The 14,439-nt window shown below is 63.7% G+C and carries 15 protein-coding genes; 14 read left to right on the forward strand and 1 reads right to left on the reverse strand.

Going from position 1 to position 14,439, the window contains the following annotated elements; translation table 11 throughout:
* The first annotated feature begins 49 nt into the window (after positions 1-49).
* The 11 genes from AB3147_RS11650 (at position 50) to AB3147_RS11700 (ending at position 7,688) form a co-directional block, all read left to right on the forward strand.
* Positions 50-610: an OmpH family outer membrane protein gene (locus tag AB3147_RS11650; protein ID WP_175121926.1), complete on the forward strand. Its 561-nt coding sequence runs from the start codon at positions 50-52 to the stop codon at positions 608-610.
* An 18-nt stretch (positions 611-628) separates the two neighbouring features.
* A complete protein-coding gene (lpxD, locus tag AB3147_RS11655; protein WP_175186111.1) occupies positions 629-1,726 on the forward strand; it encodes a UDP-3-O-(3-hydroxymyristoyl)glucosamine N-acyltransferase in 1,098 nt (365 codons plus the stop codon).
* A gap of 67 nt (positions 1,727-1,793) precedes the next feature.
* Positions 1,794-2,249 carry a 3-hydroxyacyl-ACP dehydratase FabZ gene (fabZ, locus tag AB3147_RS11660; protein ID WP_006385190.1) on the forward strand — a complete coding sequence of 152 codons (456 nt, stop codon included), beginning with the start codon at positions 1,794-1,796 and terminating at the stop codon, positions 2,247-2,249.
* A complete protein-coding gene (gene lpxA / locus AB3147_RS11665; RefSeq protein ID WP_175121924.1) occupies positions 2,250-3,044 on the forward strand; it encodes an acyl-ACP--UDP-N-acetylglucosamine O-acyltransferase in 795 nt (264 codons plus the stop codon).
* On the forward strand, positions 3,041-4,237 hold the full coding sequence (gene lpxB / locus AB3147_RS11670; RefSeq protein ID WP_367351982.1) for a lipid-A-disaccharide synthase: 1,197 nt from the start codon (positions 3,041-3,043) through the stop codon (positions 4,235-4,237). The genes lpxA and lpxB overlap by 4 nt, the downstream gene beginning before the upstream one ends.
* Entirely contained in the window at positions 4,224-4,832 is a 609-nt protein-coding gene (rnhB, locus tag AB3147_RS11675; protein WP_367351983.1) for a ribonuclease HII, read from the forward strand. The genes lpxB and rnhB overlap by 14 nt, the downstream gene beginning before the upstream one ends.
* A complete protein-coding gene (locus AB3147_RS11680; protein WP_367351984.1) occupies positions 4,829-5,617 on the forward strand; it encodes a TrmH family RNA methyltransferase in 789 nt (262 codons plus the stop codon). The genes rnhB and AB3147_RS11680 overlap by 4 nt, the downstream gene beginning before the upstream one ends.
* A gap of 128 nt (positions 5,618-5,745) precedes the next feature.
* Positions 5,746-6,213, forward strand: a complete 468-nt coding sequence (locus tag AB3147_RS11685) for a DUF2846 domain-containing protein (protein WP_367351985.1) — start codon at positions 5,746-5,748, stop codon at positions 6,211-6,213.
* Between the two features lie 167 nt (positions 6,214-6,380).
* Positions 6,381-6,713, forward strand: a complete 333-nt coding sequence (locus AB3147_RS11690) for a hypothetical protein (protein ID WP_255595513.1) — start codon at positions 6,381-6,383, stop codon at positions 6,711-6,713.
* On the forward strand, positions 6,710-7,189 hold the full coding sequence (locus tag AB3147_RS11695) for a DUF2846 domain-containing protein (RefSeq protein ID WP_218343559.1): 480 nt from the start codon (positions 6,710-6,712) through the stop codon (positions 7,187-7,189). Before AB3147_RS11690 ends, AB3147_RS11695 begins: the two co-directional genes overlap by 4 nt.
* Before the next feature lie 22 nt (positions 7,190-7,211).
* Complete coding sequence (locus AB3147_RS11700) at positions 7,212-7,688, forward strand: DUF2846 domain-containing protein (RefSeq protein WP_367351986.1); 477 nt, start codon at positions 7,212-7,214, stop codon at positions 7,686-7,688.
* 42 nt (positions 7,689-7,730) lie between these two features.
* On the opposite strand, the gene ppsR is transcribed toward AB3147_RS11700, so the two are convergent.
* A complete protein-coding gene (gene ppsR / locus AB3147_RS11705) occupies positions 7,731-8,558 on the reverse strand; it encodes a posphoenolpyruvate synthetase regulatory kinase/phosphorylase PpsR (protein ID WP_175121920.1) in 828 nt (275 codons plus the stop codon).
* Between the two features lie 215 nt (positions 8,559-8,773).
* On the opposite strand from ppsR, the gene ppsA reads away from it, so the two are divergent.
* The 3 genes from ppsA (at position 8,774) to AB3147_RS11720 (ending at position 14,439) form a co-directional block, all read left to right on the forward strand.
* Positions 8,774-11,140, forward strand: coding sequence for a phosphoenolpyruvate synthase (gene ppsA / locus AB3147_RS11710; RefSeq protein WP_175121919.1), 2,367 nt, complete (start codon positions 8,774-8,776; stop codon positions 11,138-11,140).
* Between the two features lie 268 nt (positions 11,141-11,408).
* Positions 11,409-13,559 carry a type VI secretion system Vgr family protein gene (locus AB3147_RS11715; RefSeq protein ID WP_367351987.1) on the forward strand — a complete coding sequence of 717 codons (2,151 nt, stop codon included), beginning with the start codon at positions 11,409-11,411 and terminating at the stop codon, positions 13,557-13,559.
* 7 nt (positions 13,560-13,566) lie between these two features.
* Complete coding sequence (locus tag AB3147_RS11720) at positions 13,567-14,439, forward strand: DUF4123 domain-containing protein (protein ID WP_367351988.1); 873 nt, start codon at positions 13,567-13,569, stop codon at positions 14,437-14,439.

Below are 14,439 nucleotides of genomic sequence, written 5' to 3' on the forward strand. Positions count from 1 at the left end.
GTGGCACAATACACACTTTGGCTTTGCCTTACTGGAAGGTGAGATTTTCATGATGTCTGATTTCGCACTTAAATCATCGAAGACGCTGGGCGCGAAGCGCCGTGGCAAGCTGGGCGGCTCCATTGCCCTGGTGGGTGCGCTCATTCTCGGTTCGGCTGCCGCGATCCCCGCCCAAGCGCAAAACACCAAGATCGGTTTCGTCAATACCGAACGCATCCTGCGCGAATCGGGTCCGGCCAAGACTGCCCAGAGCAAGATCGAAGCCGAATTCAAGAAGCGCGACGACGAACTCCAACGCCTGAACAACAGCCTGCGCTCGCAAGCCGAGAAGTTCGACAAGGACGCCCCCGTCCTGTCGGAATCCGACCGCGTCAAGCGCCAGCGCGAACTGGCCAACCTGGACACCGACCTGCAGCGCAAGCGCCGCGAATTCCAGGAAGACTTCAACCGCCGCCGCAACGAAGAATTCTCGGGCATCGTGTCCAAGGCCAATGACGCCATCAAGCGCATCGCCGAACAGGAAAACTACGACCTGATCATCCAGGACGCAGTGACGGTCAACCCCCGCATCGACATCACCGACAAGGTGATTCAGAGCCTGGGCAAGTAAAGCGATACCCGTCTAGTCATGCCGGTTTTACTGGATCTTGCCCGCGCGCCGACACTCGAAGCAATGTTGAGCGCCGCCAATACCCAGGGTATGGACTGGCGTATCAGTGCGGTTCCCGGCGCAGACCCCATGCGGGTCTGCGGCATCGGGACCCTGTCTTCGGCCGGTCCTCAGGAAATCTCCTTCCTGTCCAACCCCCGCTATCAAAGCCAGCTTGGCGCAACCGGAGCAGGGGCGGTCATCGTCTCTCCCGACGTCGCCGAGGCGCTTGAGGCCCAGGGCACCGACCGGCCGCCGTTCGCATTGGTCGTCTGCAAGCATCCCTATCTGCTTTACGCGCGCGTCGCGCAGTGGTTTGACACTGCCCGCAGACCCGCCTTGCCCGCAGATACGCATCCCTCCGCCGTGATCGCGCCAGACGCCATCATCGAAGAGGGTGTGCGCGTCGGCCCCAACTGCGTCGTCGAAGCTGGCGTGCGCATCGGGCGCGGCACGGTGCTGGGTCCGGGTTGCGTCATCGGCGCTGGTTCGTCCATCGGTCCCGACGGCCGGCTGCATGCCAACGTCACGCTGTACGAAGGTGTGAAGATCGGCGCCCGGGTCATCCTGCATAGCGGATCGGTGCTGGGTGCCGACGGCTTCGGCTTTGCGCCGGATCCTTCGCTGGGCAAGGGCGCCTGGGGCAAGATTCCGCAGTTTGGCGGCGTGTCCCTCGGCGACGACGTTGAAATCGGCGCCAACACCACCGTCGATCGCGGCGCACTCGAAGACACCGTTCTGGCTGACGGCGTGAAGCTCGACAACCAGATCATGATCGGCCACAACTGCCGCATCGGGGCGCATACCGCGATGGCGGCGTGCGTCGGGGTGGCAGGCTCCACGACCATCGGCGAGCGCTGCACCATCGGTGGCGCCGCGATGCTTTCGGGCCATCTGGTGCTGGGCGACGACGTGCATATCTCGGGCGGCACGGCTGTGACGTCCAATATTTCCAAGCCTGGCCGCTATACCGGGGTCTTCCCGTACGCGGAGCATGGCGAATGGCAGCGCAACGCCGCCGTGATACAACAGTTGGCGCAATTGCGCCGCCGTTTGCGCACGCTGGAAAAGGATTAGGGCGCGTTCGCCGCCCTGGCGCGCGCGCGCCGCCACCTTATTTAATTTCGCAGGAACGCATAGAAAAATGGAACTCGACATCAAGGGGATCATGGAGAGGCTGCCGCATCGCTACCCGATGCTGCTGATTGACCGTGTTGTGGAAATGGTGCCTGGCAAGTCCATCGTCGCCATCAAGAACGTCTCGATCAACGAGCCGTTTTTCAACGGTCACTTTCCTCACCATCCGGTGATGCCGGGCGTGCTCATCGTTGAAGCTATGGCCCAGGCCTCGGCGCTGTTCTCCTTCACGGACGAGAACGGCGGCCTCAAGTGCGAAGGCGCCAAGACCGCCTATTACCTGGTCGGCATCGATGGCGCGCGCTTCCGCCGTCCCGTCGTTCCGGGCGACCAACTGCGTATCGAGGTTGAAGCTGAACGCCTGAGCCGCAGCATCTGTAAGTATCAAGCACGCGCGACCGTCGATGGCCAGGAAGTGGCGTCGGCCAAGCTGATGTGCGCGATTCGCAGCCTGGAAGAGTAAATGGCAGGAAACATCCATCCCACCGCTGTTGTCGATCCGGCGGCAAAAATCGACCCGACCGCGGTCATCGGCCCGTTCGCAGTGGTGGGGCCCGATGTGACCGTCGGTGCGGGGACCGAAATCGGCCCGTACTGCATGATCGACGGCGTGACCACCATCGGTCGCGACAACCGGTTCTACCGGTACTGCTCCATCGGCGGCATGCCGCAGGACAAGAAGTACGCGGGCGAGCCCACCCGGCTGACCATCGGCGACCGCAACACGGTCCGCGAATTTGTCACGCTGAACACCGGCACCACGCAAGACGGCGGCGAAACGACGTTGGGCGACGATAACTGGATCATGGCCTACGTTCACGTGGCCCATGACTGCCACATCGGCAGCCACACGATCCTGGCCAACTCGGTGCAGCTTGGCGGCCACGTGCACGTGGGCGACTGGGCAATCATCGGCGGCCTGACCGGCGTGCACCAGTTCTCGCGCGTGGGCGCGCACACCATGACGGGCGGCAACAGCTCGCTTATGCAGGACACCCCGCCGTTCGTCCTGGCCGCCGGCAACCCGTGCCGTCCGGTGGGCGTAAACGTCGAAGGCCTGAAGCGTCGCGGTTTTTCCGCCACCTCCATTTCGGCCCTGCGCGAAGCCTACAAGATCATCTACCGCCGGGGCCTGTCCCTGGACGCGGCACGCGCCGAATTGCGCGACCGCCAGCAGGCCATCCCCGAAGCTGCGGAACACCTGCAGACGTTGCTGGACTTCCTGGACGTCGCCTCCCGCGGCATCATCCGCCCATGAGCACCCGGATCGGCATGGTGGCCGGCGAGCCTTCGGGCGACCTGCTGGCCGGGCGCATCATTGCCGGTCTGCAAGCGCGCGACAACGGCGTGCGTTGCGAGGGTATCGGCGGGCCGCAGATGCAGGCCCGTGATTTTGAAGCCTGGCACCCGATGCACGCGCTGACCGTGTTCGGTTACGTGGACGCGCTCAAGCGCCTGCCCAGCCTGCTGGCCACCTACCGCGACGTCAAACGCCGCTGGCTTGCCGAGCCGCCCGCTGTGTTCGTCGGCATCGACGCGCCCGATTTCAACCTGCGCCTTGAGCATCAGTTGCGGCAGGCGGGTACGCCGACGGTGCATTTCGTTGGGCCCTCGATCTGGGCGTGGCGCTACGAACGCATTCACAAGATCCGCGAATCGGTATCGCACATGCTGGTGCTGTTTCCGTTCGAGGAAGAGATCTACCGCAAAGAAGGCATTCCGGTTACGTACGTGGGCCATCCGCTGGCCGGCGCCGTGCCGATGCAGCCTGACCGCGCCGCCGCCCGCGAACGCCTGGGTATCGACCAGAACGCCCGCGTGCTGGCGATCCTGCCCGGCAGCCGGTCGTCCGAGATCCGCCTGCTGGCGCCGCGCTTCCTGCAGGCCGCCCAGCAACTGCTGAAGAAAGATCCGGCCTTGCAGTGCATCGTGCCCATGGTCAATGACCAGCGGCGGGCTGAATTCCTTGAAATCCTGGCGCAGCACCCGGTGCCTGGCCTGCGCTGCGTCACCGCGCAGGACCTGCACGGCGAGGGCGGCGACCGCAAGGCGCCGGTGGCCTGGTCCGTCATGGAAGCCGCCACGGCGGTCCTCGTCGCCAGCGGCACCGCTACGCTCGAGACGGCGCTGTTCAAGCGGCCCATGGTCATTTCCTACGTGTTGTCGCCGTGGATGCGGCGCATCATGGCCTGGAAGTCCGGCCAGCAGCGCCCGTACCTGCCGTGGGTGGGTCTGCCCAACGTGCTGCTGCGTGACTTTGTTGTCCCTGAGCTTTTGCAGGACGACGCGACGCCCGATAAACTGGCCGAAGCGACTTGGCAGGCGTTGACCGACGACGCGCTCATCGCACGCGTGGAGGCGCGCTTTACCGCCATGCACCAAGACCTGTTGCGCGATACGTCGGCGCTGGCCGCGCAGGCGATCCTGGAGGTGGCCGATGGAGCAGCCTGAGCTTTTCGTGGCGCCCGAGCAGCCTGCGTTGCTGACCGCAGGCGTTGACGAGGCTGGCCGCGGCCCACTGGCAGGCGAGGTCTACGCGGCCGCCGTCATTCTTGATCCGTCACGATTCATCGACGGGCTGGCCGATTCCAAGGTGCTGACTGCGGTCCGCCGCGAGGAATTGGCGCTGCAGATCAAGGAGCAGGCACTTGCCTGGTGCATCGCCAGCGCCACCGTCGCGGAAATCGACAGCCTGAATATCCTGCGCGCCACCATGCTGGCCATGCAGCGCGCGGTGCAGGGCTTGGCCACCGTGCCGCAACTGGCCCTGGTGGACGGCAATCAGGCGCCCAAGTTGCGCTGCACCGTGCAAACCGTCATCAAGGGCGACGCGCTCGTGCCTGCCATCTCGGCCGCCTCCATTCTTGCCAAGACCGCTCGCGACGCGGACCTGCTGCGCCTGCATACGTTGTATCCGCAGTACGCGTTCGATCAGCACAAGGGCTATGGCACGGCGCTGCATCTGCAACGGCTGCGCGAGCACGGCCCGTGCGCCGAACACCGGCGCAGCTTTGCTCCCATCAAGGCTTTCGCCCTGGTTTCATGAAGCACATCAGTTCCCGGGACAACCCGGCGGTCAAGGCGCTGGTCAAGCTGGCCGGCACGGCCGGTAAGCGCGGCGCACCCGTGCTGCTGGACGGTGTTCATCTGTGCCAGGCCTGGCTGCAACATTACGGCCCGCCGGATCGGGCGATCTTCGACGTGGACCGCCTGTCCCAGCCCGATATCGCCGCGCTTGCCGCGGCCGTGCCGGACAACGTCAGCCTCGCGCTGGACGCGCGGCTGATGCACGCCGTGGCCGCGGTGGAAAGCGGGCAGGGCGTTGCCTTCCTGGTCACGCCGCCCGTTCCAGCGCTGCCTGCAGAGGTCGATGAAACCTGCGTCCTGTTTGACCGTATCCAGGATCCCGGCAACGTGGGTACGCTGTTGCGCACGTCCGCCGCAGCGGGCATCAAGCGCGTGTTCCTGGCGACGGGGACGGCGGCGGCGTGGTCGCCCAAGGTGCTGCGCAGTGGCCAAGGCGCGCACTTTGCCCTCGAGATCCACGAGCACGCCGACCTGGAGGCTCTGCTGCCCCGCCTGCGCGTGCCGCTGGTGGCGACCGCCCTGGACGGCTCGCGCGATCTTTTCGCGGACCGCCTGCCTGAACAGTGCGCATGGGTTTTTGGCCACGAAGGCCAGGGCGTGGCGCCGGCGCTGCTGGCGGCCGCCAGCCTGAAGGTACGCATTCCGCATGACGCCGTGGCCGTGGAGTCGCTGAACGTCGGCGCCGCCGCGGCGATCTGCCTGTTCGAGCAGCGGCGCCAGGCGAGCGTGCGCAGCCCCGCCTGATCCGGCGCAGGACCCCCCGCTTTTCCGCCGATTGAAGGCGGAGCCCTCCCCGTATACTGCCGCGCTCATGCAACATGGGCCGCGTTCAGGATGCGCTGCCCGCTTATCTGGACCCGGGGAGGGGATACATGAAGAACTGGATCAAACTGAGCCTGGCTGCGCTGGGCGCCGCAACCTTGCTGGCGGGCTGTGCCGGGCCGCGATACGCCGACGTGTCGGCAAAGATCTCCGCGCTGGAGCCGGGCGAAGGCCGGATCTATTTCTACCAGCCCAAGACGGCCAATGGCGACAAGGTTCGGCCGCCGGCGATCCTGGTGGACAACGCCCGCGTCGGCAAATCCAAGGCCGGCCACTTCTTTTTTGTGGATCGCGCCGCCGGCACGCTCGACGTGATCACGTCAACGGATCGCAAGGAGCGCAAGGACCCGCTGGTGGTGCCGCTCGTGGCAGGGCAGACCCAGTACGTGAGGGTCGACATCGACGGCGGCAAGCAGGTGCTGCGCCTGGAATCCTCGCCCGAGGCTGCGCAGCAAGCCCTGTCCGGACTGCGGTATTGGGGCGCCACCAACCGCGAACGCGAGGCGCTGCGCTACTGATCGCGCGACACGTTTTGTAGATTTCTGACGCACCCCTATACTTACGCACTTCGTTCGTAGCCGGGGTAACAATGGTGTCGTCGGTAGTTCCGAAAGTCGCGGGCGCAGCCCGCTTAGGCAGGTTTGCGGCGTTGGCCTTCGCGGGCATGCTGTCCTTGAGCGCATGCATGTCCGTCTCCACGCAGAAGGTCAGCTTGGTTCCCGTTGCGGCTTCAGAGCCGGTCAGCGTGATCCAGTTGTCTCGCATGGTCAGCGCCCAACTGCCCAACGACAGCATCGCCAATCTGCCGGCGGCGTCGCAATGGCAGCGTGTGGGAGCCCTGCCGCACGGTGGCGTCTACCGTGCGCTCGACGGGCTGTTCACCGTCCAGACGCGGCGCCAGGGCGAGGCCTACCTCGTGGCGTCTTCCGGAAAGCTTGTCGGCTTTTACCTGCCCGGCGAAACGGCTTATCTGCCGCTCAACCGTCCTGTCACCTTGCCTGTGGAAATGCGTCAATGAAGATCTGGCTGAAATTGGCGGCAACGGCCGCAACGGTGGTCGCATTGGCCGGTTGTGCCGGCGCGCAGTATCAATCCTTGCAGGGGCGCATGCCGCCCGTGGAGCAAGGCAATGGGCGCATCTACTTCTACCAGCCCCAGGCCCAGCCCTCGGCTGCCGCGTCGGCGCAGCATAAGCTGCGCGTGAACCAGGATGTCGTCGGCCGCAACAAGCCGGGCAGCTTCTTCTTCGTGGACCGTCCGGCGGGCAATTACGTCGTGACCAACCTGTATTGGACGGGCGATGGCGTCAGCTTCAAGCTCGACCCCGGCCAGACGCGTTACGTGCGCATCACGGCCGAATCGTTGGGCAGCACCGGCACTGTCGGCAAGCTGTCCATGGAACTGGTGGATCCCCCGGAAGTCGCCGAGGCCGAACTCCTGAAGATGCGCTATTGGGGCGCCGCTTCGTCCGAGCAGGTTTCGGGCCTGCGCTAGTCTCTGACAGTAGAGATATCCGATGACCCGCAGTTTCAAGATGATCGCTGCCGCCGCGTTGGGCGCCGCCCTGTTGGCCGGTTGCGGCGGTCCCCGCTACAAGGATGTGGCGGGCACCATTCCCGTCATGGTTCCGGACACCGGCCGCATCTATTTCTATCAGCCGCCGGCGCCGCTTGGCGTGGTGTCGAGTCAGCCGTATCTGCGCGTCAATGGCATAAAGGTTGGCCGGTCCAAGCCGGGCAGTTTCTTCTACGTGAACCGCCCCGCGGGCAAGTACGAGATCGATACGCTGCGCGACGGCGAGTCGCTGTCGTTCACCCTGGCGCCAGGACAGACGCGGTACGTGCGTCTGAGCATCGAAGGCGCAACCGGCAATGGCAGCGTGGGCCGGCAGGATATGCGTCTGGAAGAGTCCGAAGCGGTGGTTCAGCATGAACTCTCGCCGCTGAAGTACTGGGGCGCTGGATCTCGCGAACGCGTCAAGCTACGTCCCTGATTTCCCGCCGCAGAAGCAGGGCGCGCCTTGGCGCGCCCTTTTTTATCCCCGATCCAGTCCAACTTCCTGCAGCACCGTGGTGGCGATCTCTTCGATCGACTTTGTGGTGCTGGACAGCCAGGAAATGCCCTCGCGACGCATCATGCGTTCGGCTTCCGCCACTTCGTAGCGGCATTGTTCCAGTTGGGCGTAGCGGCTGTTGGGGCGGCGTTCGTTGCGGACTTCCGCCAGGCGTTCCGGCTGGATCGACAGGCCGAACAGCTTGGCGCGGTGCGGCGCAATGGTGGAGGGCAGGGTGCCGCGTTCGAAGTCGTCCGGCGTCAACGGGAAGTTGGCGGCCTTGATGGCGTACTGCATGGCCAGATACAGGCTGGTGGGCGTCTTGCCGCAGCGGGAGACCCCGACCAGGATCACGTCGGCCTGATCGAGCTGGTTCACGAACTGGCCGTCGTCATGCGCCAGGCTGAAGTTGATGGCGTCGATCCGGTTCCGGTATTTTTCCGAGTTGGCCTGCATATGCGACCGGCCGATGGAATGGCTGGACTTCAACCCCAGCGCCTGCTCGATATGGCTGACGAACGTGCCGAACAGATCCAGGAAAATTCCGTTCGCCTGTCGAACGCGGGCCAGGATTTCCGGGTTGACCAGGGTGCTGAAAACGATGGGCGGGACACCCGCGTCCTGGGCGCTCCGGTCGATCCGCATGGCGACTTCCGCAGCCTTTTCCAGCGTGTCCACGAAGGGCAGCCGGATGGGCTTGAAATTGACCTCTTCGAACTGCGAAAGCACGGACTGGCTGAACGTTTCCGCGGTGATGCCGGTACTGTCGGAAACGATGTATACCGTGCGTACGATAGGGGTAGATGTCATGTGTAAAAAATTCCAACCAGGCAGATGGCCGGACGTACTCCACCGAGTACAATCAGGCCCCTATAAGTCACCCCAAGGGCGGTCCAAGGCCAGTTTGGTCAGCGTCTGAAATCGGTTCTGTGAAGGCCGGAAAACTCGTTTTTTCCGGCATCAAAAACAGCACGATTCAGCCATTGACCAAACTCGCTTTCATTCCATTGTAAAAGGTGACTTCAATGTCGTATGTTGTTTTGTTCGAGCAGCTCCGCATGACGGACGTGGACTCGGTAGGAGGCAAGAACGCATCTCTTGGCGAAATGATCAGCCAGCTGTCTGGCGCGGGTGTCCGCGTGCCGGGCGGCTTTGCCACGACCGCTGACGCCTTCCGCGATTTCCTGAAGGCCTCCGGCCTGGACAAGCGGATCGCCGAACGCCTGACCACGCTGAATCCCGAAGACGTGCGCGAGCTGGCCACCGCCGGCGCGCAGATTCGCCAATGGATCGTCGACGCGCCGTTCTCGCCCGAGTTCGAATCGCAGATCCGCGAAGCCTTTGCCAAGCTCGATGCTGACGGCAAGGGCTCGTTTGCCGTGCGCTCCTCCGCCACGGCGGAAGACCTGCCCGACGCCTCGTTCGCCGGCCAGCAGGAAACCTTCTTGAACGTCGTGGGCATCGATGACGTGCTGGACAAGATCCGCCACGTGTTCGCGTCGCTGTACAACGACCGCGCCATTTCCTATCGCGTGCACAAGGGCTACGCCCACGCCGACGTCGCGTTGTCGGCCGGCATCCAGCGCATGGTGCGTTCCGACAAGGGCAGCGCCGGCGTCATGTTCACCATCGACACCGAATCGGGCTTCCAGGACGTCGTGTTCATCACGTCGTCGTATGGTCTGGGCGAAACCGTCGTGCAGGGCGCCGTCAACCCCGACGAGTTCTACGTCTTCAAGCCCACGCTGGAACAGGGCCACTATCCCATCGTCGGCCGCCGTATCGGCTCCAAGCTGATCAAGATGGAATTCGATCCCGAGCGCCCCGAAGGCCGTGCCGTGCGCACCGTGGATGTGCCGGTGTCCGAGCGCAACCGCTACTCGCTGACCGACGACGAGGTCAACGAACTGGCCCGCTACGCCGTCATCATCGAAAAGCACTACCAGCGTCCGATGGACATCGAGTGGGGCCGCGACGGCATCGACGGCAAGATCTACATCCTGCAGGCGCGTCCGGAAACCGTGAAGTCGCAGCAGGGCGTCAATGACGTGCAGCAGCGCTACCGCCTGAAGGCGACCGGCCAGGTCCTGATCACCGGCCGTGCCATCGGCCAGAAGATCGGTTCGGGTCCGGTGCGCGTGGTGGGCGACATCTCCGACATGGACAAGGTCCAGCCGGGCGACGTCCTGGTCACCGACATGACGGATCCCAACTGGGAGCCCGTGATGAAGCGCGCCTCGGCCATCGTGACGAACCGCGGCGGCCGCACGTGCCACGCCGCGATCATCGCGCGTGAACTGGGCATTCCGGCGGTGGTGGGCTGCGGCAACGCGACCGACCTGCTCAAGGAAGGCCAGGCCGTGACCGTGTCGTGCGCCGAAGGCGACGAAGGCCGCATCTATGACGGCCTGATCGAAACCGAGGTCGAGGAAGTGCGCCGCGGCGACATGCCCGCCATCGATCTGAAGATCATGATGAACGTGGGCAACCCCCAACTGGCGTTCGACTTCGCCCAGATTCCGAACGGCGGCGTCGGCCTGGCTCGCCTGGAATTCATCATCAACAACAACATCGGCATCCACCCGAAGGCGGTCCTGGACTACCCGAACGTGGACGGCGAGCTGAAGAAGGCCGTGGAATCGGCCGCCCGCGGCCATGCCAGCCCGCGCGCCTTCTTCGTCGAGAAGATGGCTGAAGGCGTGGCGACCATCGCCGCCGCCTTCTACCCCAAGCCGGTCATCGTGCGCATGTCGGACTTCAAGTCCAACGAATACCGCAAGCTGGTCGGCGGCTCGCGCTACGAGCCCGAGGAAGAGAACCCCATGCTGGGCTTCCGCGGCGCGTCGCGCTACATCGCCGAAGACTTCGCCGAGTGCTTCCGCATGGAATGCGAAGCGCTCAAGAAGGTGCGCGATGAAATGGGCCTGACGAACGTCGAAATCATGGTGCCGTTCGTGCGCACGCTGGGTCAGGCCGAGAAGGTCGTGAACCTGCTTGCCAAGCACGGCCTGGCGCGCGGCGAAAACGGCCTGAAGCTGATCATGATGTGCGAGGTTCCGTCCAACGCCATTTTGGCCGACGAATTCCTGCAGTACTTCGATGGCTTCTCCATCGGCTCGAACGACATGACCCAGCTCACGCTGGGCCTGGACCGCGACTCGGGCATGGAACTCTTGGCCGCCGACTTCGACGAGCGCGACGAAGCTGTCAAGTTCATGCTGCGCCGTGCAATCAAGGCTTGCCTGGCCGCCAAGAAGTACGTGGGTATCTGCGGCCAAGGCCCCAGCGACCATCCGGACTTCGCGCAGTGGCTGAAGGACGAAGGCATCCTGTCGATGTCGCTGAACCCGGACACCGTTGTCGATACGTGGCAGCGTCTGGCCAAGAACTGATTGGCCGGTTGAAGGGAAAGCCCCGCGTCCTTATGGGACGCGGGGCTTTTTTTATACGGCGTGGGAATGGGGCGCAGCCGCGCTAATGGAAAAGTGCTCGTCGAGCCTCGGCGACGAATGCTCTCTTCAGATGCCCCCGATCAAAGTAAGAGTCTTCTGATATCCATAGATTGGATCGTGTGACGTAATGGACCCCGTATTCCATTCGCGTCCATTGCGAAATTCTTCATTTGCAGCGGACGCGTTTCCATAGGCGGACCGCGCGCTCATGGCAAGTGCGAAAGGTCTGTCGCTGCGGGAGCACGTCATTCCTACCCAATCCGATCTGCGGTTCACTTTCACCATTGGCGACGAGTCATTTGAAGTCGTCGAATTTACGCTGCAGGAAGGGTTGTCCGAGACCTTCCTGCTGGAAGTGGACCTGGCCAGCGCCAATTCCGCCATCGATTTCGGCGTGGTGCTGGACCGCGCCGCGTTGCTTACGATCTGGCACGGCTCCAAGCCCGTGCGCTACGTGCACGGCGCGGTCTCGTCGTTCGTCCAGGGCGACACGGGCTTTCGGCGCACGCGCTATTCCGCCATCGTCGAGCCGCGCCTCGCGCGTCTGAAGCTAAGTTCCGACTGGCGCATCTTCCAGTCGCAAAGCGTCCCGCAGATCGCTGAGGCGGTGCTCAAGGCGCATGGCCTCAACCAGGATTACGAGCAGCGCCGCACCACCGAACACCAGGCGCGCGAATACTGCGTGCAGGCCGGCGACACCGACTATCACTTCGTCGAGCGCATCATGCGCGAGGAAGGCTTTTTCTACTCCTTCCGCCATGGTGCCGAAGGCCATAAGCTGATCCACAGCGACCGCCTGTTCATCCATGGCCGCGTCGGTGATGAACCGGTTCAGTACAACCCCACGCCCGGCGGCGACCAGCCGCGGCCAGCTCTGCGCCGCTTCTCGTACACCGAGAACGTGCGCACCGCGCGCCAGACCCAGCGCGACTACACCTTTCACCATCCGCGCTACACCCACCAGCACAGCCGCGATGGCCGAGATCTGGACCACCAAGGCCGCCGTTACGAGCGCTACGACTATCCCGCTCGGGCCAAGTTCGACGAAGCCGGCAAGCCCTTCGCCGAGAACCGTCTGCGCGGTCATCGCCGCGATTCGCGCGTCGCCTTCGTTGAAGGCGATGACCCGCGGCTCCAGCCAGGCATTTCATTCACCCTCGCCGATCATCCGCGCGAAGACCTGAACCGCGGCTGGCGTCCGGTGCGCATTGTCCACCGGGGCATCCAACACACGAGTCAGGCCGAGGAAAGTGCACGAGCCCAGATGGGTACGCACTACAGCTACGAAGCCGAACTGGTCCCGGACGACGCCGAGTGGCGGGCAGAACCGCTACCCAGGCCCCGCATCGATGGCCCGCAGAACGCCATGGTGGTCGGCCCGCCCAATGAAGAGATCTATACCGATGAGTACGGCCGGGTGAAGGTCCAGTTCCCGTGGGATCGGCTCGGCAAGGAGGACGAACGCAGCTCCTGCTGGATCCGCGTTTCACAGGACATCGCCGGCGCGACCTGGGGTCACATGGCCATCCCGCGCATTGGGCAGGAGGTCATCGTCTCTTACTTCGATGGGGATCCGGACCAGCCTGTGATCACCGGCCGCGCCTACAACCGCCTGCAATTGCCGCCCTACGAACTGCCGCGACATAAGACGCGGATGACGATCAAGAGCAAGACCCACAAGGGCGAGGGGTACAACGAACTGCGTTTTGAAGATGAGAAGGACCAGGAAGAAATCTACGTCCACGCGCAGAAGGACCAGAACACCCATGTCAACAACGACGAGTCGACGTTTGTGGGCCATGACCGCAGCGAGCAGGTCGAGAACGATGAAGCCATCATCATCGGCCACGACCGCATGGAGACGGTGGGCAACGACGAACAGGTCAACATCGGCCAGGACCGGCGGCATGACATAGGGCGCGTTGACTGTTTGACCGTGGGGCGCAATCACATCATCCACACCGCCAAGGACCGCACCGAGGAAGTGGGCAACCACCGCCGCGACGAGACCGCAGCGAATCATTGGGTGAGTATAGGCGGACACCAGGAGCATACGGTCGAGGGGCACTCGGAACTGCAGGCGGGGCAGGCGATCCGGCAGCGCACGAAGGTTTTTGAGAGCCAAGCGGCAGAGAGCCTGACTATCAAGGGGCCGGGGGGAACCATCCGAATCGACGCGTCAGGTATCACGCTTGATGGGGTCGCCATTCTGATCGAGGGTCCGATGAATCAAAAGCCCGGTGGCGGCACGAACTCGATCTCCGTCAACGGCACGCCGGAGCCCGGCGAACCCGTTTGTGTGGGATGCCTGCTGAAAGCCATCGCAGAAGGCCGCAGCATCGTGCGGTTCGGTGGATAGGCCACACATGAATCCATTTTCTGAAAGCGTTGTAAACGAACTGCGCCAGCTCCCCGATCATGGACTGACAGCCATCATCGAAATGGCTCGCATGAAGGCTGATGTCCGAAGGCACCTGATGGAGCGATTCTCCGGTTGGCCGCTACTGCAGCAGCGAGAGTTGGAGAATCTCCGCGAGATTGGCCCATGGTTGTTCACGCCTTCCGCCCAGAACAACCTGCAAGGACAGTACGACTTTCTCTGCGACGTTGCTGGCATTGCCGGAGACGCAGTTTGCGTCTGGCTGACCAGTGCCATGTCGCCCCCTCAGTTGGCCGAGCACCTTGGCCATGCCACGACAGCGAAGGGCCCGGATGGCGCTACCTATTTGCTGCGCTTTCACACGGAATTGGCCTTTCCCGTGCTTCATGCGCGCCAGGATCTCCCGGGAATCTCGGACTGGCTGGCGCCGGTCCGATCATGGTGGCTGGTATTTCCCCACCGAGAGCGCAAGGCCTGGAAACACTTTACAGGTCACGGTTCGACCAAGCCGTATCGCACGCCAGTTATTCAATTGGACGAGTCATGCTGGGAGGCGCTTGCGGGCGACCCGCTCACGTACCGTCTGGCGGACCAGCTTCGGGCGCCGCTTGAAAAGAAGGGCGACCGCGAAAACTGCCATGGCACCCGGCTTGGACTCGTACATGGCTTGTTAGCTCAAGCGGATCGCATCGGTCTGAGCCGACAGAGCGACCGAATCGACTACGTGACCTTGATGGCGTTGCAAGGCAAGGCGCTCGAAGGTTCTCCGGCATGGAACGACGCATTGCACGAGGCGAAAGCGCTGCGAGAACCCCTGGCGCAGGCGCTGCAAGTGCGCATGCGCAGAAAAAATGGTTGA

Origin of the sequence: Achromobacter animicus (assembly GCF_040775605.1) — a bacterium.
Classification (GTDB): Bacteria; Pseudomonadota; Gammaproteobacteria; order Burkholderiales; family Burkholderiaceae_B; genus Achromobacter; species Achromobacter animicus.